Origin of the sequence: Streptomyces sp. NBC_01012, from assembly GCF_045162755.1 — a bacterium.
GTDB lineage: Bacteria > Actinomycetota > Actinomycetes > Streptomycetales > Streptomycetaceae > Streptomyces.
The window spans coordinates 2188236-2214036 of sequence record NZ_CP108688.1; the positions used below are offsets into that span (position 1 = coordinate 2188236).

The window sequence follows — 25801 nt, forward strand, 5'->3', positions numbered from 1 at the left end:
GGGGTTCAGCCGGCGGCGCGGACGAGCTCCGAACTCGTGTCGATGAGCGCGTACTCCGCCTGGGCCAGCTCGATCGCCTCGTCGATGCTCACCACGGGCTTGAAGCCGTAGATGTCGATGATCATCTGGAGGCGCTCGGGTATGGAGCCGCCCACCGTGTGGTACGGGATGTTCAGCTCGTCCAGGGTCCTGAGCATCAGCTCGTCCGCGAGTGACCGGAAGCGCTCGTTGACCGGGCGGTGGCCGTCCGGGACCAGCGGGAACTCGATGGGCAGGTGGACGAAGGAGTCGTAGGTGGCACGGGCGTGCTGCTTGGCGGGCACCGCCATCTGCTCCAGGACCTTGCCGTAGAAGCCGATCTCCTCGGTGACCTCGATGCTGTCCAGGTTCACCGACTCGTTGGGGTTGATGCCGACCAGCACACGGACGGTGCCGTACGCCCACTCGTGCAGGGACGATCCGTCGGAGACGAAACCGTCGGGCAGCTGGGACTCGTTGACCGCGCGCTCCTGGTTGCGCCGCATGATCAGCATGATCAGCTCCGGCGGGGTGCACTCCTCCAGCGTCTTGCCGGGGATGGAGATGGGCAGCAGCTCCCGCATGGTCTTGGCCGACGAACGCGGCAGGCCGACCAGATGCGAGACGGCCATCGTGGTCAGGGTCTTGCCGACGGAGTAGGTACCTGCGATGGCGAGCTTCATGTGATGTCTCCCGTGATGATCGAGGCGCTCGGCTCCGGTGCGCGAACGCCGTAAGTCGTGAGGAGGTTCAGGACGAGGACCGCGGAAGCCGGTGGACCACCGAGCAGACCACGGAGATGTCGGCGAGCTGCGCGGCGATGTCCGCCCGGCGCCAGGTCTCGCCGAGGCGGTTGTTGAGCAGGACGGAATCCCGCAGCTCCGCCCGCATGGGCAGCGGTCCGCCGTCGGCGGCTGCGCGCGGCCGGTGCGGCGTGATCGCCTCCAGCAGAGTGCTGCGCATCCACAGGGTGTCGGAGTCCGCGCGGGGGACCTGGTCCAGCTCGTAGAGCAGTACCTGCCCGATCTGGAGGGCCGTCACGAACGCGTCCACCAGGTGCACGGACGGCTGCTGCTCGCCCTCCATGCCGCCGAGCGTGCCTTCCGGCCCGCCGGTGAGCCGGATGTCCGCGGTGGCGACGCTGCTGCCGGGCCGGACCTGCACGCTCTCGACGCGCTGGACACCGAGTCGGCGGGTGTCGCCGTAACCGCCGTCACGGACGACGGGCGCGGTGCGGGCTCGTACGCCCGGAGGGACATCCGGGTGGTCGGCCTCCAGTCGGACGCGCAGGGTGCCCACGGTGGCCTCGACGGCGGTCCGCGCGCGGCCGGGCCGGGGGGAGGACAGCCGGCCGGCTGTCTGCGCGGAGACCGGGAAGCCGGCCAGGTCGTCCTCCACCGGCCGGTTCCCGGCCTTGATGCGGACCCGGGCGAGCCAGACGGTGGCGAGCTCCCACTCGGTCAGCCCCAGGTGGCTCGTGAGCAGGGCCTCGGTGAGCTGGGCCCCGAGCAGCAGGACGTCGACGGTGGAGAGATGCGGCCGCTGGTCGGTGTCGCCCTTGCGGGACCAGTCGCTCGGATACTCGACCTGCGCGGTGGCTGCCAGCCGGGGAACCTCTGCGACCGCACCGTCCGGCTCCGGTACGTGGAAATCGGTGAGGCGATGCCGGGAGCGTTTGTACCCCTCGCCGAAGAAGCGGCGTTCGGGCGCGCCCAGGTAGTCGGAGATGTCCGGAAGGTAGGGGGAGGCGACGGGCAGAACGGACGAGGCGGACTGAGCAGGCATCGGGTTCCTTCCTGTGCTCGGGTCGTGTGCTCGGCTCTCGTGCTCGGGACGTGACGTCGGGCGGTGTGCTCGGTTCCTGCGCTCGGTACGGGCGCCGGGCCGGACGGGTACGGGGCGTGGGCCCCGCGCCCGGGTGGACCGGCCGGGCGCGGCACCGGTTACGGAGCTGCCGTGAGGCTGGGCTCCGCCGAGTCGTCGGTCGTGGTCACCCCTGCGGACGCGGCGGGCTTCGCCCTGCGGAGCAGGAGGCTGATGACGAGGGCTCCGGCGAGGACCACCAGGCCGTCGACGAGGATGCCGAAGGTGGTGCCGTCCAGGACCCCGGCGACGGAGGCGACGCCGTCGTCCAGATCCCCGTACTGCGAGGCGGCCACCGCCGACATCACCGGGATGCCGAGCGTGAAACCGATCTGCTGGGTCATCGCGGCCAGACCGGTGGCCAGGCCCTGCTCGCGGTCCTCGATGCCGGAGGTGGAGACGACGGTGTAGGAGACGATCGCCAGGACGTGGCCGAATCCGCCGACGAACGTGGTGAACAGGACGGCGGCGATGCCCGCGGACTTGTCCTCACTCAGCCAGAACAGCACACCGGTCATGACACCCTGCACGGCCAGACCGAGGACAAGACCGCCCTTGGCGCCGGTACGGGCGATGATCTTCGATGCGAAGGTGCCACCGATGAACGCGCCGAGTCCCAGGAAGCCGAACATCAGACCGGTCTGGAACGGGGTGAGGTTCAGCACCTGCTGCAGGTAGAGGGTGAGCAGGAAGGACAGCGCGGACTCCATGGAGAAGGTGATCAGCCCGCCAAGGTTGCCCCACTTGACGGAGTTGGCCTTCAGGACGCGCACCGGGGCGAGCGGCGCGGCGGCCTTCAGCTCGATCATGTAGAAGGAGGCCAGGAGCACGGCGGCGACCAGCAGCATGGCCCAGGTCTGCGCGGAGTCCCAGCCCTCGCGCTCGGCGCTGGTGATGCCGTACACGAAGGCGAGCAGGCCCGCGGTGACGGTGATCGAACCGGGGATGTCCAGCTTGGGACGGTCCTCGGCAACGGAGTTGCTGATCACCAGCACGCCGCCGATGAACAGGGCGACGCCGACCGGGACGTTGATGAAGAAGTCCCAGCGCCAGGAGAGCAGGTCGGTGAGCACACCGCCGAGGATCGCGCCGCCGGCGAACCCGAGGGAGAGCAGCGCCCCGTTCAGCCCGAGCGCCTTGGTTCGCAGCGGGCCTTCCGGGAAGCTGGTGGTGATCAGCGCCATGCCCGAAGGCGTGACGATGGCAGTGGCGAGACCCTGCAACACCCGGGCCACGATCAACAGTTCGGGACTGGTGGCCAGGCCGCCGAGCAGCGAGGAGACCGTCAGCAGAGCCATGCCGACGAGGAAGAGCTTCTTCCGGCCGATCAGGTCGCCGATGCGTCCGAAGAGAAGCATGAAGCCCGCGGCGGTCAGGGCGAAGGCGGTGGAGATCCACTGGAGGCTGTCGAGCCCGAACCCGAGGTCCGACCCGATCTCCGGCAGCGCCACCGTGAGGATGGAGAAGTCGACGGCGAACATGAACTGCGCGCCCAGCAGGACGACGAGGATCGTCTTCTGCTTCCCTGTCATGGACAGTTCTGTGGAGTGTGTCTTCGGCATGGGCAGAAGCCTCACGGCGATCCTCCTCACCAAACAGTGCGCGCTCAACATATTGGTCCCCCCAACAGGCTCGGCCCGGGGCGCCACATGTCCCGGCACGCACGACGGGCCGGGACATGTGGTGCCCCGGCCCGCCGGCCGCTCGATCGGCTCTTCCCCGCACGTGTGGGCCGTCCCGCGCCGCGCCCCCCGGCGGGTGCGCGACGACCTGCGGGACGGCCCCGGGCTCACTCCACTGACTGCCAGACGTACCCGTCGCCCGTGGCCTCCACCCGGCCGAAGACCACGTCGGCGAAGTGCCCGGCGTAGCAGACGGTGCCGGGCCGGGCGGCCTCCTCCAGCACGGCCCGGCGCGTGCGGACCGCCTCCTCGCCCTCGCCGTCGAAGAAGACCTGCCACTCGGGGTGTGCCGTCTGCGCGGGAGAGTGCAGCACGTCCCCGAGCACCAGGAACCGGCGGACGCCGTCGTCCCCGGTCCCCTCGTCGGCCACCTCCACCACGTACCCCGCGTGACCGCTGGTGTGCCCTGGCCACTCCCGCAGCGTGACGCCGGGAAACACCTCGCCGCCATCGGCGGGCGTCCGTACCCGGTCGGCGAGCCCCGCCGGCAGCAGGCTGCCCCGGTCCCGCCACTCGGCGGTGGACATCACGAGGGAGGTGGCACCCGCGAAGTGGGCTCCGTCGGCCGCCTGCACCCAGCCGACGTGATCGTCGTGCAGGTGCGTGAAGGCGACCGTGTCCACGGCTTCCGCGGGAACCCCGGCAGTACGCAGCTGGTCGATCAGGTCACCACCCGCCAGCGTGCCGAGCGCGGGATGCGTCTGCGCCGCCGCCAGACGTCGCGGGCCGAATCCAGCGTCGATCAGCAGGGAGCGGCCCTGGTGCTCGACCAGCAGGCCCCCCACCGAGGCGACCAGCGAACCGTCCGGGCCCCGGTAGGGGGCCAGCCCGGCGAGGTCGTCCGGGCCCAGGCCGGTGAACCAGCCCTCGGGCCTCAACTGGACCAGTCCGTCCGGAACATGGGTCAACCGCCAGTCTCCGAAGGTGAGCGAACGCAGCGGCGAGGGACGGGTCAGCCGCTCCAGCGGCAGTACAGCAGACATGGCTGAGGCACTTTCGGCAGAGAGAAGGGCAAGGAGGAAGTCGAGAAGGCGGGTGCAGGGTCGCCCCGCCGGACCGGCGGGGCGACCCTGCACTCAGGCCGCTGTGCTTGTCACGTCCCGCGACAGGGTGAGCAGCGGCAGGGCGCGCTCCGCCCGGGTGCCGGGGACGGCCATGAACACGGTGAGCCGCAGGCCCAGCCTCGGGGTGAAGTCCAGCGTCGTCCGCCGCAGTGACAGCTCACCGGCGTGCGGATGCTGGAGGAGGTCGATGCCGCAGGAGTCCTCGCGGACCTCCTGCGCACTCCACAGCTTCGCGAACTGGTCGCTGCGCGCGAGCAGCCGGTCCACCATCGCCTCCAGCAGCCGGTCGCCGGAGTGGTTCGCGGTGTGCGCGCGGAACCGCGCCACCATCGTCGCGGCGTCCTGCTCCCACTCCGCGTACCGGGTGCGCGTCTGCGGGTTGAGGAAGAAGTCCTCCATCAGGTTGCCGCAACCGGATCCCAGAGCCAGCAGTTCGCAGGCGGCGGTGTTCGCCACCACCACGTTCCACATCCGGTCGGCGATGTAGGCCGGGTTGGGCAGCCAGTTGTCGACGAAGGGCGCGAAGGCCTCCCCGTCCGGCTGGGACGAGAGTGCGAAGTGGGACGAGCCCAGGCCGGCGAGCCTCCATACGTACTGCCGCTGGGTGTCGTCGAGGCTGAGAACCCGGGAGATGGCGCCGAGCACCTCGGCGGACACGTTCTCGGCCCTGCCCTGCTCGATCCAGGTGTACCAGGACACTCCCACGCCCGCCAGGAGCGCCACTTCCTCACGGCGCAGGCCCGGCGTCCTGCGCACACCCGCTCGCGGCAGACCCACCTCGGTGGGGTTCACCTCCGCTCGACGAGCTTTCAAGAACTGTCCGATTTCCTTTAACTGACGGCCAGTCGGCATGGCCCTCCGCCCCCTTGTCCACCCATAGACGCTGAGATATATGCCACCTTACGCACCTGGATCCCGGCCACGCGTGGTACGTGACAGGAGTTACACGCCCTCGTGCGGGCCCCGACTCCGTTTGTCAGATAGGGACTTGAGGCGCTCCGCCCTCGCGCGGCGGCAGAGCGCACCGTGCCGTCGTCACAGGTCCGGGCCGAGCTCCGGCTCGCGGGTGGCCATCATGGTGCCGATGACTCGCAAGCCCGCAGCCAGTCTCTCGCTGCGGGCTAAAGTGCGGCTTAGGGCTTCTCGTCCGCATCATGCGGATCCTGCGTTTCGGACCGGGCCGGGCGGCGGCGGGGGCGAGTACCACGCGGCGGGTCGCGTGTGAGTTCCGCGTGACGTCCCACCGCCGAAGCGCCCCGGAGCGCGCCGCCGTTAGAACGCCTTTAGACAGCCCCTCGACGATGACGCGACCGGCGACGCGACGCCGGGCAGCGCGGCGGTTCGGCGTCACCTCCTCGCCCCCCGCTCCCCCTCTCCGTTCTCCGGTTCGCCGGAAGTCGTCGAGTGCGTCGGGCCCGCTGAATCCGCCCGGCGGCCACAGAGCCTGGGAGGGCTGAACTCATGACCACCGTCCATGGCCCCGCCTCCGGAACCGTCCCGTCCTGCCTGCTGCCGAACCAACCGCTGCCCGACAGCACCTCGATCCGACTGCTGTGCTTCCATCACGCGGGCGGCGCCGCCTCCTCCTTCGCCCCCTGGCAGGCCGGGCTCGGACCGGACGTCACCGTGATACCCGTACAGCTGCCCGGGCGGGAACGCCGGGTGCGTGAGCCTCGGTTCCGGGACTTCGGCCGCCTGCTGGACGAGCTCGACGAGCAGCTCGACCCCCTGCTGGACCAGCACCACGCGGTGTACGGGCACAGTCTGGGCGGCCTGATCGCGCACGAGCTGACCCGACGACGGGTGACGACGGGCCGGCGCCCACCGGAAGTTCTGATGGTGGGCGCCTGCGCACCGCCGCACCTGCCGCGCACCGCCGTGGCCCCGCGGACCGCCTCCGACTCCGAACTCGGCGCGTGGATGGAAGAACTGGGAGGGGCCCCCACACATGCCTCGGGGCACCCGCAGTGGTTCCTCCGGTGCGTCGACCGGCTGCGGGACGACCTGGGCCTGGCGCACAGCCATCCGCGTCGTCCCGTCGTTCCGCTGCCCGTACCGATACGGGTGCTGGCGGCTGAACACGATCCCCTCCTCCTGCCCGCGCAGGCCCGGGAGTGGGCACGGCACACCACGGGCGGCTTCGAGGTGCACACCGTGCCGGGCGGCCACTTCTTCCACCGGGAGTTCCCGGAGGCCACATTGCGGGTGATCTCGCGGCTGCTCCAGGTCGCCGCCGCGGGGCGCTCCGGGGCCGCCGAGCGGTCCTGGATCTCGGACGTGTAAATGCAGTGCTTCGTCCACCTGTCAGATACCAAGAACTGGTCAAGAAATACGGTCAGGACATACCCATTTCGCACGCTGTGTATTGTCTGTGCCCCTGAATTCTTCCCCGCCATTCGGACAGCGGTGGTTAGCTTGAGACCGTCCCGCAAATTCTGACGGGTGTGCGACGACAGCGGTCTTGGAAAAGATCGCCCGGTACGGGGGAAAGGTTTCAGTCATTGTGGGATCATTATTGGCCACCACGAATACCGCACGGAAGACATCGGTGCGCTGCGATGAATCACTGCGACTGCTGCAAGCGCTCCGGGGCATCGGCGAAGACCGGGGCGGCGTCGTCGAGTTGCACGGGGACCCCGGGTCCGGAAAGACCCGGCTGCTGTCCCTCCTGATGGCGGCGGCAGAGACCCAGGGAGTCCGGGTGCTCGACGGCCGCTGCCAGCCCACGGAACAGGACGCCTTCGGGGTCTTCACCCGAGCTCTCGGCGACCTGCTGACGCCCCGGGCTCTGGCCCGGCTCGATCCGGTCCACGCCGAGCTGATCCGGACGCACCTGTGCGTCCCCCGGGATCACGCGGTCGCCCCTCCCCCGCCGCTCCCGTTCTCCCGCGCGGTGCACGCGCTGCTGGCCGACGCCGCGGGCGAGGGGCTGCTGCTGGTGCTCGACGACTTCCACCGGGCAGATCCGAAGGCCCTGGAACTCGTCGACCACCTGGTGCGCCGACCGCTCGGGGCTCCCGTCCTCGTCGTCATCGCCCAGCGGTCCCGGCAGGCCGACCCGTCGCTGCTCGGCACCCTCGCCTACGGTGCCGAACAGGGCCGTGTGGCCCGTGTGGCGCTGGGGCCGATCGACCCGGAACAGGCTGCCCGCCTGCTGAACGTACGACCCGACACCGGCTGGCTGCGGTCGGCGTACCAGGAGAGCCAGGGAAACATCCTGGATCTGCTGGTGCTCGGCGAAGCGGCACCACTGCGCTCCTCCCTCACCGCCGATCTGGTCACCGGCCCGCTCGCCCCGCTCGCCGCGGAGCTGGAGTCGCTCGACCCCGTCGAACGCCTGGTGGCCGAGTGCGCGGCCGCGCTGGGCGACCGCTTCACCCGCGAGGAACTGGCCGACGTGTGCGAGCTCCCCTTCGACCAGGTGTGCGCGGCGGTCTCCGGGCTGGTCCGGCTCGACATCCTGCGCCCACTGCCCCACTCCGCCACCCAGTTCGTCTTCCGCCAGCCGGTGTTGCGCGCGCTGACGCACGAGCGGACGGACCGCTGCCGGCGCCGGCAGGCCCACCGCAGGGCGCTGGCCGTCCTCAACCGCCGCGCCGCGTCCGCGGCCGAGCGCGCCGTGCACATCGAGCTGTCCACCGGCGCCTTCACGCCGGAGGACCTGGAGACCCTGGCCCTGGCCGGCAAGGAGACGACGCTCAGCGCCCCCGAGGACGCCATACGCTGGCTGCTGCTCGCGCTGCGCGGCCTCGCCCCGGGCGACCGCTCACCGGGTCGGCTCCTCGGCCTGATCCCGCCCCTGGCCCGGGCGTTCCAGGCCGCCGGCCTCCTCGACGACGAGGCATCGCTGCACCTGCTGGCCCACGACGCCGGGGTACGGCCGGACGAGGCCCGTCACGCCGTGATACGCATCTGCGTGCTGGTGGAGTGCCTGCACGGACGTTTCGCCGAGGCCGACGCGTTGCTGCGTACGGAACTCGCCCGGGTCGGATCCGCCGCGGACACGGATCTGCTCGCCCGGCTGACGGTCTTTCGAGGCATCCTGTCCTCCCTGTGCAGCGACGGCGAACTGGCCACCCACGCCTCCGCGGCTCTCCGGCTGGCACGCACCGGTGGCCGGGCGACCACGCTGGCCGGCGCGCTGTCGCTGCACGCACTCGCCGAAATGACCGCCGGTCGCACGGCGGGTGCCCTGGCCGCCTACGACGCCGCCGTGCGGCAGATGGACGAGCTGCCCGACAGCGAACTTCGCCTGCACACCGAGTACTTCGCGCTGCTCGGAGCATGCGCCCTGGCACTGGGACGACCGCAGGAGGCCGAATCCCGCTACGCCCGTGGCCTCGCCGTCTCGGCGGGCCACTACCCCGATGCCATGCTCCCCGCACTGTACGGGGGGCTCGCCGAGGCTCAGCTGCGTCAGGGACGGCTGGAGGGCGCGCTGCGCTCGGCCGCCGAAGCCGCGGACCTGGCCGGACACCTCGGCGCGGACCGGCTGCGGGCGTACGCGATGGCCCAGGAGGCACTCGCGGTCACCTACGGAGAACCGCCGGGCAGCAGCCGCGCCTCGGCCCGTACGGAGGAAGCACTGCGGGTCCTGCACCACTGGCACGACTCCTGGCATTCCCTGGCCGTGCTGACGATCGCCGAAACCCTCCTCCTCCAGGGCCGCCAGGAACGCTGTCTCGACCTGCTGCTCGATCAGGGCGCGCCCGACTTCGGCGCGCTGAACCCCCCGCGGCGGGCCCGGGCCTACGAACTGCTCGCCCTGGCCTCCGCCTCCAGCGGCGCCCGTGCCGCGATCTGGGCCGAGCGCGCTTCCCGGGTGATGGAGGACTGCCCGCTGCCGCACTCCCGGGCCTACGCCCTCTTCGCCCGCGGCCACGCACTCTCCCAGCAGAACGACTGGACCGCAGCGATCATCGCCTACCGGAAGGCCGAGCGCCTCTTCGACGGGGCGCAGTTGAGACTCCAGAGCCTGCGCGCGGCGGTACGTTCCGCCGAGGCCGCGAGTTCAGGCCGGCGGTTGGAGGAGGCCAGGGAACTGTGGTCCGCCGCACGGGAGCTGGCCGATCAGTGGCACATGGCGCTCTTCGCCCAGCCACCGTCGGGCGGCTTCCCTGAGGACTCCCAGGAGGCCGACCGGGCCTTGGCTCCGTCCTCTCCGGCGGGGCAGGACGCCGACCTCGCGTCCCTGACACGCCGCGAGTTGGAGGTGGCGCGCCTGGTCGGCACGGGGCGGCGCACCCGCGAGGTCGCCGAGAAACTGCGGGTGAGCCCCCGCACGATCGAGGTCCACCTCGCCCGCATCTACCGGAAGCTGGAGATCGGTTCCCGGGCGGAGCTGGCCGGCCTCATGGCCGTACGTATTTCTACTGACGCACGTAGGTCGCGTTACTGAGAGGCTAAAAGAGTTCCGCGGGTACAGCACGGCACACGACGTTGATTCGCCCCCGAGACGGCCGGCGCGCAAGGGCCGCCCCGAGGCAATGGTCTGCCGCACCCTATTGCCCCGACGAGCGCACCGGCCCGGTGCAGTGCCGAGCCTCGTCGGATCTCCCCCACGAGGAAGGCACCATCGTGCGATTCGAGATCCTGGGAAGCCTGCGTATCACCGACGGCCAAGACATGTTCACGGTCACGGCACCGAAGATGGAGTCCCTGCTCGCGGCCTTGGCGGTGCGTTCCGAGGACGTCGTCTCCATGGACCAGATGCGCATCGAGATATGGGGGGAAGGACCACCCCGCCGTGCCACGGCCACCCTGCACGTCTACATCTCGCAGCTGCGCAAACTGCTGGGCCGCGTGGACCAGGACCACAGCCCGATCGTCACCCGGTTCCCCGGCTACGTCCTGGAACTCGGCGACGGAAGTCTGGACGCGCACGAGTTCCAGCGCTTCGCCCGGCAGGGCCGGTCCGCGTTCCGCGTCGGCCGCTACCAGGAGGCGTCCGTGGCCTGCCACCGGGCGCTCGCGCTGTGGCGCGGCACGGTACTCGGCGAGCTGCGCGGCGGCCCCATCGTGGACGAGTTCGCCACCTGGGCGGAGGAGACCCGGCTGGAGTGCGTCGAGTGGGGAAACGAGGCCGACCTGATGATGGGACGCCACCGCGAACTGGTGGGGCCGCTGTACGCGCTGGTGAACAGGCACCCGCTGATCGAGGCGTTCCACCGGCAGCTGATGCTCGCCCTGTACCGCTCCGACCGGCGGGCCGACGCCCTCCAGGTCTTCCAGCGGGTGCGCTCCCTGCTCGACCGTGAGCTGGGCATCGCGCCCTGCCGCGCGCTGCACGAACTCCACCAGCAGATCCTGGCCGACGACGGATCCCGGGTGCCGGCGGCAGCGTGAACCGCCGGCACCCGGGTCCACTCGTGGCCCGGGACCGGCCGGCCGCGCCCTACGTCACTGTCGGCACCGGGCGCACCGGCGCTCCCCGTCTCACTCCGCCGAGACGCGGTCCAGCAGGTTGCCGGCCAGGTCGAGGGTGTGGCCGACGCTGGAGGCCGCGAAGGTGAAGTCGACGAAGGCCTCCTCCACCGGCAGCACCGAACGCACCTTCAACACCTCCTCGGCGACCACCTCCACCTGGGTGCCGGCAGCCACGTTGACCCGGAGGATCATGCTGATCGTGCCCGGGTCGCGCCCCGCTCCCTCGGCCGCCTCCCGTACGGTCGCCCATCCCTGGGTGAGCTGCGCCACGGGAAAGGCCTCGGGCGCCCACCACACCGGCATCCACCCGTCGGCCCGCTCTCCGACGCGCCGCAGCGCCCGGGGCCCGAACGCACCGAGGTAGACCGGAGGACGGGGCCGCTGCACCGGTTTCAGCTCCACATGACCGGCCGGGATCGTGAACAGCGGCCCCCGGTGGCTCACGGGGTTGGCCGTCCACCAGGCCACCAGCACGTCCAGCAGCTCGTCGAGCCGCGCGCCGCGCCCTTCGAACGGCACCCCTGCGGCCTCGTACTCCTCCGGTGACCAGCCGGTGCCGAACCCGGCGACGAGCCGGCCGCCGCTGGCCACGTCGATACTGGCCAGCGCGCGGGCCAGCAGCGCGGGCGGGTACCACGGTGCGTTGATGCCGCTGCTGCCCAGGCGGACCTCGTCGGTGGCCGCCGCCGCGACCGCCAGCGCGGTCAACGGGTCCGCCGCCACCCGGAATTCCTCCGGAATGGCCGTGGAGCCCGGTGAGTAGCCGACCACCGGATCCACCGGCGTCAACAGCCGGTCGCCTACCCAGAGACTGGTCGCGCCGATTTTCTCCGCGTCGGCGGCGAACCGGGCGATGCCGTTCACCTCGTTGGCCGCCGGACCGAACGTCGGAAGACCGAAGCCCAGACGCATATGTCTGCTCCACCCACTATGGAATGCCATCAACAAGGAAAGTGCGGGAACCTGCCGGAATCCTGCCGGCAGCCCCGCCCACGCTAGGGGATCGGAATGCGGTGCTCCAGAGTGCGTCGGTACCCGTGTCAAGGGTTCTGGTGGTACGGCCCATAGGAGAAACGGGCTCCCCTCTCGGCCCCCGGCCGCGACCTATATTCGTTCAGGTGTCGACCCATCCGAGACAGACAGGGGATGCGATGTATCCGGAACGACTCAAATTCGGCGCGTTTCTGGCACCGTTCCACCCGCTCGGCGAAGATCCCACTCTCCAGTTCGAGCGGGACCTCGAAATGATCGAGCTGTTCGACCGGCTCGACTACGACGAATTCTGGATCGGCGAACACCATTCGCTGGGCTGGAACAGCATCGGGTTCCCCGATCTGTTCGTGGCCGCCGCCGCCGCGCGTACACGCCAGATCAAGCTGGCCACCGGCGTGATGACGCTGCCCTACCACCACCCGTTCATGGTGGCCGGCCGCGCCCTGCACCTCGACCATCTGACCCGCGGTCGCTTCATCCTCGGGGTCGGGGCCGGCAGCAGCCCGGTGGACGCGCACATGCTCGGCCGTGAGTGGGGTGAGATGCGCCGCATGTTCAGCGAGTCCCTGGAGGCTGTCGTGGAACTCCTCCACGGGGACCAGCCGGTCACCAGGAAGACCCCGTGGTTCACCCTGCAGGACGCCAAGCTCCAGCTGGAGCCCTACCGCGGCGGCAAGGTGGAGATAGCCGCCGCGAGCGTCGCCTCGCCGCACAGTGTGCGGCTGTCGGGACAACTCGGCATCAGCACCGTCTCGTTCGGGGTCTCACGTCCCGGTCACCGGCCGCCGGACATGAAGACGCAGTGGAGCTACGCCGAGGAGGCCGCCGCGGAGCACCGCAGGACCGTCGACCGCCGGAACTGGCGGATCACCCTGCCGATCCACGTGGCCGAGACGCGCGCCCAGGCCATCGAAGACGTACGGGCCGGCTACCAGCGCTGGGCCCACGAGTACTGGGGCGATCTGCGCGGGCTCGACGTGACCATCCCCGGCGTCGATCCGGAGAACGCCATCGAGGCGGCCATCGAGGCCGGCAGCGCCATCGTGGGCTCGGTCGAGGACTGCGTGGCGGGCATCCAGCGCATGCAGGAGGAGACCGGCGGCTTCGGCACCCTCCTGGTGTACCTGCAGGACTGGGCCGGTCCGGAGCAGACCAGGCGCAGTTACGACCTGCTCGCCCGCTACGTGGCACCTCACTTCACCGGTTCGGCGCGCCCGCTGGCCGAGTCCGCGCGGTGGTACCAGGAGAACCGCGACTTGTTCGGCGGCAAGCTCACGCTGCCCGACCACGGGGCACGGCCGCGCGGCGCCGGCGCCGGCTGAGCAGCCGTCCGTGAACGCCGCCGCCGCACCCGGCGAACATCGCCCGGTGCGGCAGCGGCGTCGGCGACGGACAACGCCGACGGTGGAGTTTCGGGGCGTCCGGTCGACCGGACGTTCAGGCGGTGGCGAGGGCCGCCTCCTCACGGTGTTCCCCGCGGGCGATCAGCAGCCAGGCGCCGGCGGCGGCGACGAGGTACGCGACACCGACCACCGCGAAGCACAACGCCGGCCCGCGGTCCCAGTCCGAGGCGGTGCCGAGGACCACGCCCATCGCGGCGATGCCCACCAGGGTGCCGATCTGACGGTTGGCGTTCAGCACGGACCCCGCCACGTTGGTGTGCTCGGCACCGGCGGCGTCCACCAGGGCGGCCGTCATCCCGGGGGAGATGATGCCCGCGCCGATGTTGGCGAGGCCCACGGCCACCGCCAGCACCCAGTAGGGCGTTTCCGAGGAGACGGTGACCATGGTCAGCGACGCGATCCCGGCGACCAGCAGGAAGACCGTCAGCAGCGCCCCGTTGGAGAAGCGCGCGGAGATCCGCGAGTAGACGATGTTGGCCAGCGGGAACCAGATGGTCATCGGCAGCAGTTCGAGCCCGGCCCGGAAAGGACTGGACCCCCTGGCATGCTGAAGATACAGACTCAGCATGAACATGCTGCCGTACAGCGCGAGGTTGAACAGGAAGCCGACCAGGTTCGCTCCGGCGAACCGCGGACGCTTGAACAGGCTCCACGGCATGACCAGGTTGGCCGCACGCCGCTCGCGCACCACCAGCAACAGGGCGGCGACCACCAGGACGGCGTACGCCACCAGCATCTCGCCGGCTCCCCAGCCGAGCCGGGGCCCCTCGATCAGCGCGAAGCTCAGGGCGGCCAGCGCCACGATCCACAGGACGTGGCCGGGCACGGCCAGCTTGGTGGGGCGCACCTCGGTCGCCACGATGTAGCGCTTGGTCAGCAGCATCCCGACGATGCCGATGGGCAGGTTGAGGATGAAGATGCTCTGCCAGCCGAACGCGCTGACCAGCAGGCCGCCGACGGTCGGGCCGAGGCCGGCGGAGGTGGCCACGATCGCCGACCAGAGGCCCAGCATGCGGGTGCGCTGCCGCTTATCCGGAAACGAGAACACCAGCAGGGACAGCGAGCTCGGCATGAAGAGTGCCGCTCCCACGCCCTGGAGGAGGCGCGCGGCGATGAGAAGGCCCGCGTCCGGTGCCAGCGCGCAGCCGAGGGAGGCGACGAAGAAGACCGCCATGCCCCACAGGTAGACGTTCTTCGCCCCGAGGCGGTTCGCCAGGCCACCGGCCAGCAGCAGCAGCGAACTGAACACCAGGACGTAGCTGTCGACGATCCAGGTGAGTTCCGGCAGCGAGGCGTTCAGCTGCTCCTGGATCGCCGAGCCGGCGACGTTGATGACGGTCACGTCCAGGGCTGCCATGACGAAACCGGTGGCCAGGGCGGTCAGCCGCAGACCGGGGGACGCTTCCCGTGGAGGCGGCGCCGCCTCACCTGTCAGCTGCACTGCTCGGGGCTCGGCACTGGGCATCGTTGTCTCCTCCGGGAGGCTCGCTGAGCGCTGAACGACCGCACCACCGACGACCGCGGCCAGGGATCTTCCCTGTGCCCATTGAAGCCACTATGACGATGACGGTCAAATTTGACGCCCATCATCATATGACCGCTGTCGTAGGATGAAGGCGCCGCGCCGGAACGCAAGGAGGCAGAGTTCACGTGACCGCGCAGACCGAACGCATCACCGATCACCTCGCAGCCGAGGACATCGCCCTCCAAGGCGTGCTGGACGCGCTGACCGACCCGGTACGACGCACCATCGTGCGCCAACTCGCCGACGCCGAGAGCGGTATGGCGTGCGGGACCTTCGACATCAACGTCACGCGCTCCACCAGCACCCACCACTTCAAGGTGCTGCGACGGGCCGGCATCCTCCGACAGGAGTACGAGGGCACGGTGAAGACGAACTCCCTGCGCCGGACCGACCTGGACCGGGCCCTTCCCGGCCTGCTCGACGCGATCATCGCCGCAGCCCGCCACGAGGCGGGCCAGTAGCGGGCACGCCCGGCCCCGCTCGGATGCCCGGCGGCGTCCCGCGCGGGTCACCCGTCCCGGTCGGTCCCACCCGGCCCGGTCAGCCGACCCGGTCACCGGCGATCTGGGCCGGCAGGTAGAGCATGAGCAGCGGTTCGGACCTCTGGTGAAGGCCCATGACGACGTGGTGGAAGGCGGCCCTGCGGCCGGGTGCGGGCCGCACCTCGACCGTCGCGATCCCGGTGTCCCGGGTCTCGTGGCGCGCCCACAGCCGGTCGAAGTCCTTGCTCGCCGAACACAGCCTCCGCGCCAGATGCTCGAAGTTCGGATCATCGAGGAACCGCACCGCCTGGACCCGGAACTGGCCGACCAGACGGCTCCCCACGTCCAGCCAGTGGGGGTAGCGGCTCCTGTTGTGGCCATCGGTGAAGAACGACCAGAGGTAGTTGGAGCCCGCTTCCTGAACGCCGAGGAGTGCGCGTGCGGGTGCGTTGCTCGCCAGGACGTTCCAGTACCGGTCGACCACGAAGGCCGGAGCGGGCTGCCACACCTCGACGGCGAGCCGGAGCCGGCACAGCTCCTCCGGGGACATCTCCTGCCTGGCGGCCGGCGGATTCATCCCGGCCAGCAGATACAGATGGGCTCGCTCGGTGCGGTCCAGGTCGAGCGCCTTGCTGACCGCTTCGAGCACGTCCTCGGACACCTTGATATCCCTGCCCTGTTCGAGCCACGTGTACCAGGTGGCGCTCACCCCGGCCAGCACGGCGACCTCTTCGCGCCGGAGGCCCGGCGTGTTACGCCGCCCGCCCGCCCTCAGCCCGACGTCACCGGGCGAGAGCCGGGCGCGGCGGGATCTGAGGAAGTGGCGCAGCGCGGCCCGTCGCTCCCTGTCGGCGTCTCTGACGTTCCGGGTCTCCTCCTGGCCCAATGCCACACCGCTACTCACGAAAGCCACCCTCCACGCGCGAAGAACCAGTCCGGGTCACCGGGATCGGCTGTCAGAAGGCGAGGATCAGACGCCCCCGTACGCCGCCCGCCTCCAAGCGTCGATGGGCTTCGGCAGCGCGCTCGGGAGCGAGTACGTCGGCGGTGCGCAGGGTCAGCACACCCTTCTCCGCCAGGGCGGAGATCTCCTCCAGGGCGGAGCGCTTGGCGGGATGCGTCATCACCACCACCCCCTGGACGACGATGTCGCGCTCGGAGGCAAGCTCGAAGGGGCGGCACTTGACGAAGCCGCCCCCGTCCTTCACCACGCCCAGGGCGTCGGCCCCCACGATGGCGGCGTCGACGACTCCGTCGGCCCCCTCGGGGACCGCGGCACGGTAGGCGGCGGCGAGATCGGCGGAGTCGGCGGCGCGCGGGACGACCACGTCGGCGCCGAGCCCCCGGATCAGATCCCGGTCGCGGTCGGCGGCGTCGGCGACGACCCGGAGCCCGCGGTACTTGGCGAGTTGCACCACGTACCCGCCCAGCGCGCCCGCCGCCCCCGTGACGGCCAGGGTCGCCCCTTCGGACAGGCCGAGCAGGGAGAGGGCGAGGTGCGCGGTGAGACCGTTCATGGGCAGGCCGGCGACGTCACGGAGGTCGAGGCCCCTGGGCGCGGCGACGACCTGCTCGCGAGGCACCACGACGTATTCCGCCTGGGCCCCGCCGGTGGGATGGAAGGGGTTCACGAACGCCATGACCGGTTCATCGACCGCGAGGTCGACCCCGTAACCGACGGCGTCGACCACTCCGGAGGCATCCATACCGGGGATGTGGGGAGGCTCCTGCCCGGCCGCGGCAGCGGCCAGGTCCCCTGCGCGCAGCAGCAGGTCGGTGGGGTTGACCCCGGCGGCGGTGACCCGGATGCGGACCTGCTCCGGGCCTGGCACGGGCAGCGGACGGTCGATGACCTTCAGCACTTCGGGTTCGCCGAACTCTTCGATGCCGACAGCGCGCATGGTGGGGGTTCCTTCCACGAATCGATTCAAGGGGTCGGTCGTGACGGGGGGATATCCGGCCGGAGCACCGGTGACCGGGACGCGGACGCGGCGGCCGGGCGGACGCGTGGCCCCTGTGCGCCCGGGAACGGGGCGGAAGAGGACAGCCGCGTCACGCTCGTGCGCCGGAAACCCGACCCGGGCCTGGTCATCCCTGACATGGCCTCAATGATTCACCGGGAGGCGGGCCCGAACCAGTTCGCAAACGTCATATGGCCAGCACCAACACCTACGGAACGCCTGCGTGGTGGTGCCGCTCCCAGGTGAACGGCAACCGGCACATACTCGCCCTCTCCACCGACCGGATCAGCTCCTACGATTTCCATATGAGCGATCAACTGTCGTGCGTCTGTGCGGTGGTTACCTTCTCATGAGGAGAACGATGGCGACTCGTCCGGATGCCCCCGCCTTCGACTCGGCGTACTTCCGCCGGGTGCTCGGGCACTTTCCGACCGGTGTGGTGGCCGTCTCGGCCATGGCCGGGGACGAGCCGGTCGGCCTGACCGTGGGGTCCTTCGCATCGGTGTCCCTGGACCCACCCATGATCGGCTTCTTCCCCGGTGTGACCTCCACCAGCTGGCCCCGTATCGAACGAGCCGGCACCTTCGTGGCCAACGTACTCGCGGAGCACCAGGCGGACCTGTCCTCGGTGTTCGCGACCAGCGGGGGCGACAAGTTCGACCGGCTCGCCTGGCGGCGGTCAGCCACGGGCGCCCCGATACTCGACAACGTCGCCGCATGGATCGAGTGCGAGGTGGCGGACGTCGTCCCGGCGGGCGACCACCTTTTCGTCCTGGGCCGCGTGCTCGACCTGGCGGTCGCCCGCGCCCTCCGCCCCCTGGTCTTCTTCCAGGGGGAGTACGCGCGCCTCGCAGGAGAGTGACCAGGGAGGCCGGGTGCGTATCGCCACAGGGCCTCCTGACACGACCCACCCTCCGGGCCGCGCCGCTGCCCCCGTCGGTCTTCACCCCTTCGGCGCCTCGTGCACGTCCACCTGGTGGCGTCCCGGCATGACCTCACGGCCGTCCGCGCACACCGGCGCGAGCGACACCTGGCTCCACGAGCAGGCCGCCGCCGCACCGGTCGGCGGTACCTCCATCCGTATGACGGTCGGCTCCAACGAGGGCGTGATGCTCGACGACCTGCGCAAGCCGCGCACGCTCATGGCGGCCAGGGGCTTCGACGCCTCGCTCGACGTCTACGCCGGTGGTCATGACCACTGCTGTTGGGCGGCCGCGCCGATGGAGGGACTCGCCGCCCTGCCGGAGCGTGCTTGACAGGCACACTCCCAAACAACCATGATTCCATTAATTGACTAATGGAATTGAGGTGAGGCGTGTGGTGGGGACGAGCGACCCGGGCGGCAATCCGGGCACCTGGGCCCTGGAGGCCGACGGTCTCGGCAAGCGTTACCGGCGCGGCTGGGCCCTTCAGGACTGCACCTTCCGGCTGCCGGCCGGCCGGATCTGCGGCCTGGTCGGGCCCAACGGGGCGGGCAAGAGCACCCTGTTGGGCCTGGCCTCCCGTCAACTGGGGGCGACGCAGGGCGAACTACGCGTGTTCGGGGTGCCCGTGGGCGACCCCGGGGTGATGCCGAGGTTCGCCTTCCTCGGGCAGGACAAGCCGATGTTCAAGCGGTTCACCGTGACGGAGACCCTGCGGATCGGCGGTGAGCTCAACCCCTCCTGGGACGCGGCGGCCGCGGAGCGGATCGTGCGCTCGGGCGACGTACCGATGAACGCGACGGTCGGGACGCTCTCCGGCGGTCAGCGCACCCGGGTCGCCCTCGCGCTGGCCTTCGGCAAGCGCCCGGATCTGCTGCTGCTCGACGAGCCGATGGCGGATCTCGACCCGCTGGCCCGCGACGAGATGGCCACGCTGCTGATGGCCGAGGCCGTCGAACGCGGCACCACGGTGGTGATGTCCTCCCACATCCTGGCCGAGCTGGAGGACATGTGCGACTACCTGCTGGTGGTCGCCGACGGCCGGATCCGGATGGCCGGTGACGCCGACGCACTGGTCCCCGCACACGCCCTGGTGACCGGGCTGGCCGAGGACGGCGGCCTTCCCACCGCTCTCACCCGCCACACGGTGATCGAACAGCGGGTGTCGGGGCGGCAGTTCCAGGCCATGGTGCGGCTCGACGGCCCGCTGTCCGGCACCTGGCAGGTGACCGAGCCCAGCCTGGAGGAAGTACTGCTCGCGCATCTGCGCTCACCGGAAGCACCCGCGTTGTACACACCCGGCGCGCGGACCGGGACCGAGGGGAGCAGGACCGCATGAGCACCACCCTGACCGACCCACCCGCACCGACCGCACGCAGCACACGTCCGCGGATACTGCGCGGGCTGACCTGGCTGGTCCTGCGGCAGCACCGGGCCACGCTGATCTGCGTCCTCGCCCTGACCGCGCTGGGCACCCTCTGGATCGTGTACCAGCGCGCCCAGCTGAACGACGTACTGGCAGCCGCCGGCTGGCCGGAGAAGTCCCCGCCGCTGCCCGTCGTGGGCGAGAGCTACAGCCGGCTCACCGCACTGCTGACCCTGCTGCCCGGCGTGCTCGCCGTCTTCCTCGGCGCCCCGCTGATCGCCGCCGATCAGGAGCAGGGCACCGTACAGCTCGTCACCACACAGTCCGTGACACGCCGCCGCTGGCTCGTCGCGAAGCTCGGCTGGTGCCTGCTGATCACCCTGGTGTCCTGCTCGGTGCTCTCCGCCGTCTTCACCTGGTGGTGGCGCCCCCACCACGCGCTGCTCTCCAGCAGCTGGATGGACGCGTCGGCCTTCGACACCACGGGCCCCGTCCTGCCCGCACTCGGCCTGTTCCTCACCGCGGCCGGTTTCACGATCGGCATCCTGCTGCGCCGGGTCCTGGCCTCCATGGTCGTCACCTTCGTCTTCTGCGTGGTGACGCAGACCGCCTGGGGCATGTACCGCACCCTCCTGGGCACCACGCGCACGTTCACGTATCCGCTGGACAGCCCTCTCCCCGCCCGCTTCGACGACGCGTACGAGGTGGACCGCTGGGTCGGCAGCGCCGACGGTCACCTGTACGGATGGGGCTCGTGCGCCGAGGCGACCGAGAAGGCCACCGACGCGTGCATCAAGGAGAAGGGCATCGTCAACGACGTCTTCGAGTACCTGGACTACGACCAGATGGTGACCATGCAGTGGACCGGCGCAGCTCTCCTGCTGGCGGGCACCGCGATCCTGACCGCGTTCGCCCTGTGGTGGGCCACCCGTCGCCCCCTGTAGGGCCGAGGCCGCCCTGTACGTAAAATGTCACGCATCGAGCGGAAGGTGATGTCCGTGGTCGTGTTCCGCATCGACCGGCGCAGCGGAGTGGCGACGTACCTACAGATCGTCCGTCAGGTCGAGCAGGCGCTGCGGATGGGCGCGTTGGAGGAGGGCGACCGGCTGCCCACCGCGGCGCAGGTCGCCGCGACCACCAAGGTGAATCCGAACACGACGCTCAAGGCCTACCGGGAGCTGGAGCGGGCGGGGCTCGCCGAGGTGCGCCAGGGGGCGGGGACCTTCATCACCCGCACGCTCGCCGAACCGGGATCGGGCCCGGAGTGGCCGCTGCGCACCGCGCTGAACGAATGGCTGCACCAGGCACGCACCGAGGGCCTCGGTGCCGACGAGGTCCAGACCCTGTTCCGGGCCTCGTTCGAGGCCACCTATCCGGATCGATGAATCACCCGACGAAGCCGGTGAATCAGCGGGAAATGCCAGGTACGTGACCCATCCCACCTACGATTGATTGATAGAATGGGCGCTTTTGGGACGTCATGACCGTTTTGCGGCTTTGGATCCGAGGTCGCCCGTCTGCCATAGTCGAGGCCACGACCTCCTCCGACCCGAGCCAGGTCCCCCGCGCGGCCGTGGACACACCCCCCATTCCACGGCCCCCTCAGAAGCCCCCGACGCGCCACACCCAGGCGAACCGGGGGCTTCTGCGTGTCAGCGGTCGGTGGTGCGCATCTCGAACCAGGTGGTCTTCCCGCGCGGCAGGAGATCCACGCCCCACCGGTCGGAGAGCTTGTCGACCAGGAAGAGCCCCCGGCCGCTGACGTCCATCGCACGGACGGGCATCAGACACGGCAGTCCGCGCGACGGGTCACGCACCTCGATACGGACCCAGCCCCGGCGGCGCAGCATCCGCAGACCGAAGATCCGTGCCCCGGTGTGCCGCACCGCGTTGCCCACCAGCTCGGAGACCAGTAGCACTCCGTATTCGGCGGTCTGCGGGGGAAGCTGCCACTGGCGCAGCATCACGCACGAGGTGATCCGGCGAGCGGTCGCCGCGGACTCGGGACGGGAGGGTAGCCGGACTTCGCCCTCCGTCGGATTTCCGAACAACTCCAGCGCCTTGAACGCCTGTTCGTCTTCGACGGCAGTCGTCAAGCGCGCCGCTGTCGCGCCGCTGCGCGGTCGCGGCTGTTCCACACCATCGAGGCCCGCCATGCTCACCATCATGGAGGCACAGAACGCTCTCCGTGACCGTTCCGGTGAATCCCTCTACCGGAACCAGTCATTCCGGGCTGGTTCTCCGGCATATGCCAGAGGCAGAACAGCCCCTTGTTCAGCCCCATCCACCTGCGGCGACGCCAAGACGCCGGGTAATTACACAGGAGGGGCGGACGCCGAGCCTTAAGGTTGGCTTAAGGTTCAGCTAATCCGCCCGCACGGATGAACGTGCGCGTCCGTGTACGCAACTCACGCTCGGTCAGAGGAACTCGGCCTTGCCCGGCCCCTCCTCCACGAAGCTGCGCATGCCGCGCTCGCGGTCCTCGGTGGCGAACAGACCTGCGAACAAGGACCGTTCGACGGTGAGCCCGGTGTCGATGTCCGTCTCGAGCCCCGCGTCCACCGCCTCCTTGGCGGCACGCAGCGCCAGCGCGGGCCCCCGGGCCAGCCGGGCGGCCCAGGCGTGGGCCTGCTCGTAGACCTCGGCCGCCGGCACCACCCGGTCCACGAGACCGATCGCCAGAGCCTCGTCCGCCTTCACCTGACGGCCCGTGAAGATCAGGTCCTTGGCCTTGGACGGGCCCACGAGACGGGCCAGCCGCTGGGTGCCGCCCGCGCCGGGGATCAGCCCCAGCAGGATCTCCGGCTGGCCGAGCTTCGCGTTGTCCCCGGCGACCCTGAAGTCCGCACAGAGGGCCAGCTCGCAGCCACCGCCCAGGGCATAGCCGGTGACGGCCGCGACCACGGGCTTGGGGATGCGCGCGACGGCCGTGAAGGACTCCTGCAGGGCCCTGGAGCGCACGACCATCGCGGCATGGTCCATCACCTGCATCTCCTTGATGTCCGCGCCCGCCGCGAACACCTTCTCGCCGCCGTAGAGGATCACCGCGCGCACGTCGTCCCGCAGGGCCGCCTCGTCGGCGAGCTCGCGCAGCCGGTCCTGGACGGCGGAGTCCAGGGCGTTCATGGGCGGCCGGTCGAGACGGATGGTGCCGACGTTGTCGTGTACTTCGAGGGTTACGGTCATGGGAGGCAGGTTAACCGTCGCTAACGCGGGCGGGCCCGGTGCCGTTGGTCACAGCTTGGGTTCCAGGGGTCCTCGCAACGCCACCTGGTTTTAGGTGGTGAGTAGATCACGTAGACGCTCGGCTGGGTTTGCCCAGCCGAGCGTCTTGCGTGGGCGGCCGTTGAGTTCCTGGGCGACGTGTTCGAGGTCTTCGGGGCTGTGGACGCTCAGGTCGGTGCCTTTGGGGAAGTACTGGCGCAGGAGTCCGTTGGTGTTCTCGTTCGAGCCGCGTTGCCAGGGCGAGGCCGGGTCGCAGAAATAGACGGGCATGCCGGTGGCCAGGGTGAACTGCTTGTGCCGTGCCATCTCGCTGCCCTGGTCCCAGGTCAGGGAGCCGCGCAGGTGCGCGGGCAGGGTCTGGACGGTGCGCACCAGGCCGTCACGGACGGTCTCGGCGTCGTGGGCTCCGCCGGGCAGGTGGACCAGCATGGTGTAGCGGGTGGTCCGCTCGACCAGGGTCGCGATCGCGGAGCGACTGTTCGTGCCGATGATCAGGTCGCCTTCCCAGTGACCGGGCACCGCCCGGTCCTCGATATCAGCAGGGCGTTCGCTGATCATCACCATCGGGTCGGTGAATCGCGGCGTGCGTGCGGCGGGGTCGCGGTGGGGTTTGCGGCGGGTGCGGCCGCTGCGTATCGCGGCCTGCACTTCCCGCTTCAGCCCGCCACGGGCCTGGAAATACAGTGCCTGGTAGATCGTTTCCACGCTCACCCGCATGCTCCGGTCCTCGGGATGCTCCTGGACCAAAGCGTGGCAGATCTGCTCGGGTGACCACCGTCTGCGCAGCCCGTCCTGGACGAAGGAGCGCAACCGGCCCTCGCGCAGCAGCTTGCGGCCCTTGGGCCGGGGCCTGCGTGCGGCCGCCGCCCGGTGGGCCGCATAGGGCTGGTAGCCGCCGGGGCCGGAGTTGGCGTCGATCTCTCGCTTGACCGTGCTGGCCGGCCGTCCCAAAGCGCGTCCGATCGCCCGCAACGAGTGACCCGAGGCCCGAAGGTCGCGGATCTGCTCGCGCTCGGTCAGCCTCAGATACCTCGGATGCAGTTGCTTCTCCAGAGCCGCCAGACCTGCCGATGCCGTGATCACAGAGCCCATCGTGACGGTTCCCGCCGCGTAATCGACTCGGCGGCCATCGGCGTAGGTCCGTGTCATGGCACTCTTCCTGACGCCCTGGTCCCAGTCCCTGGCCGTGCGCTCGTTCACCCCGACCCGCCTGGCCGCCGCTGACTGCGCAACCCCCTTGGCCCTCAGTCGCTCGTACTCGTCGCGCCGTGGATCGCGTCGCGGCAGGCGCACCGACCCACGACCGGCTTTCCGGGCCCAGCCGAACGCTGTGTTCCGGTTCACGCCCAGCTCGGCCGCCGCTGCCGTCACGCTCCCCACGACATCCAGCCGAACAAGGAAACGCTTTCTCAACCCCGCAAGATCAACCCGCTCAACGCCCACGGTCCTCGCAACTCCCACAGATCGAGGGTGTTGCGAGGACCGTTAGAACCCAAGCAGCACCGGGCCCGTTTCACATCCGCGGGGCGGAGGGAGTTACTTGATCCACTCCGACCAGTCCATGTTCCAGCCGTTGAGGCCGTTGTCCGGCTGGATCACCTTGTCGTCGGAGTTCTTCACGACGACCACGTCGCCGATCAGGGAGTGGTCGAAGAACCAGGCGGCGGGCGTCCCGCTGTCCCCCGCACCACGCGCGTCCCGCAGGCCGACACAGCCGTGGCTGGTGTTCGTCGTGCCGAAGATGCCCGAGCCGCCCCAGTAGTTGCCGTGGATGAAGGTGCCCGATGCCGACAGACGCATCGCGTGCGGCACGTCCTTGATGTCGTACTCACCGCCGAAGCCGACCGTGTCGCCGTTCATCCGGGTCACCTTGAGCTTCTCGCTGATGACCATCTTGCCGTTGTACGTGGTCGTGGCCGGGGCGCCCGCGGAGATCGGGATGTCCTTGATCTGCTTGCCGTCACGGACCACCTTCATCCGGTGCGAGCGCGCGTCGACGGTGGAGACCTGGCTGCGGCCGACGGTGAACTTCACGGTCTTGGCCTGCTTGCCGTAGACCCCGGGCCGTCCCTCGACGCCGTCGAGGTCGAGGCGCAGGGTCACCTTCGTGCCCGCCGCCCAGTAGTCCTCGGGGCGGAAGTCCAGGCGGTCGTTGCCGAACCAGTGGGGCTCGATCTCCACAGCGGGGTCGGCCGTCACGGTGACCGCCTTCTCGACGGCTTCGGGGTCGGTGATGCCGCGGGTGAAGTGGATCGACACGGGCATGCCCACGCCGACGGTGGAACCGTCCTCGGGCGTGTACTGGCCGATGAAGGTGTTCTGCGGGACGAGTGTCGTGAAGCTGGTGTCCTTGGCCGACTCCCGGCCGTCCTCGTCCTTGGCGACCGCGTGCACCGTGTACTTGGTCGCGGCGGCCAGGTGGCGGTCGGGCACCCAGGTCAGCCCGTCCTTCGCCACCTTGCCCGCGACGTCCTTGCCCTTGGGGTCCGCGACCTTCACCGTGCTCAGCCTGCCCTTGGCCGCCGAGACCTTCAGTGCCCCGCTGGTCGCGACGCCGTCGGCGCCGTCCTTGGGCGCGACGGTCACCACCGCCTGCGAGGCGCTGGTGTCGTCGGTCTTCGCGCCCGGCTTGTCACCGTTCTTGTCGGCGGCGTTCCCGCTGCCTCCGCACGCGGTCGCCAGCAACAGCAGCGCGCCAAGTGCCAGTGCGAGAAGGCCCCGGGCACCTCGCCCGCGCCGTTCCCCGCCCGCGTCGGCCCATGCCCCCGATATCGGCTGCCCGTTCAATGTGGTCGTCTCCCCTCGCACGGCCTGGCCCCGCCATGGCCCGCACTCCCGCGCGCTGTACATGCACGCTGGACGTAAGACAA

The 25801-nt window shown here is 70.2% G+C and carries 23 protein-coding genes; 10 read left to right on the plus strand and 13 right to left on the minus strand.

Annotated elements, in window-relative coordinates:
• Nucleotides 1–5: 5 nt before the first annotated feature.
• The 5 genes from OG623_RS09495 to OG623_RS09515 form a co-directional block, all read right to left on the minus strand.
• Nucleotides 6–701, minus strand: coding sequence for an AAA family ATPase (locus OG623_RS09495; protein WP_406145810.1), 696 nt, complete (start codon nt 699–701; stop codon nt 6–8).
• A 67-nt stretch (nt 702–768) separates the two neighbouring features.
• A complete protein-coding gene (locus OG623_RS09500; RefSeq protein WP_406145811.1) occupies nt 769–1803 on the minus strand; it encodes an AvrD family protein in 1035 nt (344 codons plus the stop codon).
• A 158-nt stretch (nt 1804–1961) separates the two neighbouring features.
• The gene (locus OG623_RS09505; protein WP_406145812.1) at nt 1962–3413 is read right to left on the minus strand and encodes an MFS transporter; all 1452 of its coding nucleotides are present in this window, start codon (nt 3411–3413) and stop codon (nt 1962–1964) included.
• 257 nt (nt 3414–3670) lie between these two features.
• On the minus strand, nt 3671–4546 hold the full coding sequence (locus OG623_RS09510) for an MBL fold metallo-hydrolase (protein WP_406145813.1): 876 nt from the start codon (nt 4544–4546) through the stop codon (nt 3671–3673).
• A 93-nt stretch (nt 4547–4639) separates the two neighbouring features.
• Entirely contained in the window at nt 4640–5479 is an 840-nt protein-coding gene (locus tag OG623_RS09515) for a helix-turn-helix domain-containing protein (protein ID WP_406145814.1), read from the minus strand.
• A 609-nt stretch (nt 5480–6088) separates the two neighbouring features.
• Between OG623_RS09515 and OG623_RS09520 the strand changes: the two genes are divergently transcribed.
• From OG623_RS09520 to OG623_RS09530, 3 genes are all read left to right on the plus strand, one after another.
• A complete protein-coding gene (locus OG623_RS09520) occupies nt 6089–6910 on the plus strand; it encodes a thioesterase II family protein (protein WP_406145815.1) in 822 nt (273 codons plus the stop codon).
• A gap of 232 nt (nt 6911–7142) precedes the next feature.
• A complete protein-coding gene (locus tag OG623_RS09525) occupies nt 7143–10025 on the plus strand; it encodes an AAA family ATPase (RefSeq protein ID WP_406145816.1) in 2883 nt (960 codons plus the stop codon).
• A 179-nt stretch (nt 10026–10204) separates the two neighbouring features.
• Complete coding sequence (locus tag OG623_RS09530) at nt 10205–10972, plus strand: BTAD domain-containing putative transcriptional regulator (protein ID WP_406145817.1); 768 nt, start codon at nt 10205–10207, stop codon at nt 10970–10972.
• A gap of 90 nt (nt 10973–11062) precedes the next feature.
• Here the strand turns inward: OG623_RS09530 and OG623_RS09535 are convergent, their stop codons facing one another.
• A complete protein-coding gene (locus OG623_RS09535) occupies nt 11063–11965 on the minus strand; it encodes a TIGR03619 family F420-dependent LLM class oxidoreductase (protein WP_406145818.1) in 903 nt (300 codons plus the stop codon).
• Between the two features lie 239 nt (nt 11966–12204).
• Between OG623_RS09535 and OG623_RS09540 the strand changes: the two genes are divergently transcribed.
• Nucleotides 12205–13368: an LLM class flavin-dependent oxidoreductase gene (locus tag OG623_RS09540; RefSeq protein WP_406145819.1), complete on the plus strand. Its 1164-nt coding sequence runs from the start codon at nt 12205–12207 to the stop codon at nt 13366–13368.
• Nucleotides 13369–13483: 115 nt separating this feature from the next.
• Here OG623_RS09540 and OG623_RS09545 read toward each other — a convergent pair whose 3' ends face one another.
• Nucleotides 13484–14914, minus strand: coding sequence for an MFS transporter (locus OG623_RS09545; RefSeq protein WP_406145820.1), 1431 nt, complete (start codon nt 14912–14914; stop codon nt 13484–13486).
• A 185-nt stretch (nt 14915–15099) separates the two neighbouring features.
• Here OG623_RS09545 and OG623_RS09550 point away from each other — a divergent pair, with 185 nt between their 5' ends.
• Nucleotides 15100–15435 carry an ArsR/SmtB family transcription factor gene (locus OG623_RS09550; RefSeq protein ID WP_406145821.1) on the plus strand — a complete coding sequence of 112 codons (336 nt, stop codon included), beginning with the start codon at nt 15100–15102 and terminating at the stop codon, nt 15433–15435.
• Nucleotides 15436–15514: 79 nt separating this feature from the next.
• Here OG623_RS09550 and OG623_RS09555 read toward each other — a convergent pair whose 3' ends face one another.
• Entirely contained in the window at nt 15515–16360 is an 846-nt protein-coding gene (locus OG623_RS09555) for a helix-turn-helix transcriptional regulator (protein ID WP_406145822.1), read from the minus strand.
• A gap of 52 nt (nt 16361–16412) precedes the next feature.
• Nucleotides 16413–17357 carry an NADP-dependent oxidoreductase gene (locus OG623_RS09560; protein ID WP_406145823.1) on the minus strand — a complete coding sequence of 315 codons (945 nt, stop codon included), beginning with the start codon at nt 17355–17357 and terminating at the stop codon, nt 16413–16415.
• A gap of 421 nt (nt 17358–17778) precedes the next feature.
• Here OG623_RS09560 and OG623_RS09565 point away from each other — a divergent pair, with 421 nt between their 5' ends.
• From OG623_RS09565 to OG623_RS09585, 5 genes are all read left to right on the plus strand, one after another.
• Nucleotides 17779–18279, plus strand: coding sequence for a flavin reductase family protein (locus tag OG623_RS09565; protein ID WP_406145824.1), 501 nt, complete (start codon nt 17779–17781; stop codon nt 18277–18279).
• Nucleotides 18280–18406: 127 nt separating this feature from the next.
• A complete protein-coding gene (locus OG623_RS09570; RefSeq protein WP_406145825.1) occupies nt 18407–18673 on the plus strand; it encodes a hypothetical protein in 267 nt (88 codons plus the stop codon).
• A 61-nt stretch (nt 18674–18734) separates the two neighbouring features.
• Nucleotides 18735–19679, plus strand: coding sequence for an ABC transporter ATP-binding protein (locus OG623_RS09575; RefSeq protein WP_406145826.1), 945 nt, complete (start codon nt 18735–18737; stop codon nt 19677–19679).
• Entirely contained in the window at nt 19676–20650 is a 975-nt protein-coding gene (locus OG623_RS09580; protein ID WP_406145827.1) for an ABC transporter permease subunit, read from the plus strand. The genes OG623_RS09575 and OG623_RS09580 overlap by 4 nt, the downstream gene beginning before the upstream one ends.
• Nucleotides 20651–20674: 24 nt before the next feature.
• Nucleotides 20675–21091, plus strand: a complete 417-nt coding sequence (locus tag OG623_RS09585; RefSeq protein WP_406145828.1) for a GntR family transcriptional regulator — start codon at nt 20675–20677, stop codon at nt 21089–21091.
• 267 nt (nt 21092–21358) lie between these two features.
• Here the strand turns inward: OG623_RS09585 and OG623_RS09590 are convergent, their stop codons facing one another.
• The 4 genes from OG623_RS09590 to OG623_RS09605 all read right to left on the minus strand — a co-directional run bounded on the left by OG623_RS09590 (nt 21359) and on the right by OG623_RS09605 (nt 25718).
• Nucleotides 21359–21874: an ATP-binding protein gene (locus OG623_RS09590; RefSeq protein ID WP_406145829.1), complete on the minus strand. Its 516-nt coding sequence runs from the start codon at nt 21872–21874 to the stop codon at nt 21359–21361.
• Between the two features lie 250 nt (nt 21875–22124).
• On the minus strand, nt 22125–22892 hold the full coding sequence (locus tag OG623_RS09595; RefSeq protein ID WP_406145830.1) for an enoyl-CoA hydratase/isomerase family protein: 768 nt from the start codon (nt 22890–22892) through the stop codon (nt 22125–22127).
• Between the two features lie 90 nt (nt 22893–22982).
• Nucleotides 22983–24023 (minus strand): IS30 family transposase, encoded by a 1041-nt coding sequence (locus OG623_RS09600; RefSeq protein ID WP_406151750.1) that lies wholly within the window; start codon nt 24021–24023, stop codon nt 22983–22985.
• A gap of 444 nt (nt 24024–24467) precedes the next feature.
• Nucleotides 24468–25718: an Ig-like domain-containing protein gene (locus tag OG623_RS09605; protein ID WP_406145831.1), complete on the minus strand. Its 1251-nt coding sequence runs from the start codon at nt 25716–25718 to the stop codon at nt 24468–24470.
• Nucleotides 25719–25801: the final 83 nt, after the last annotated feature.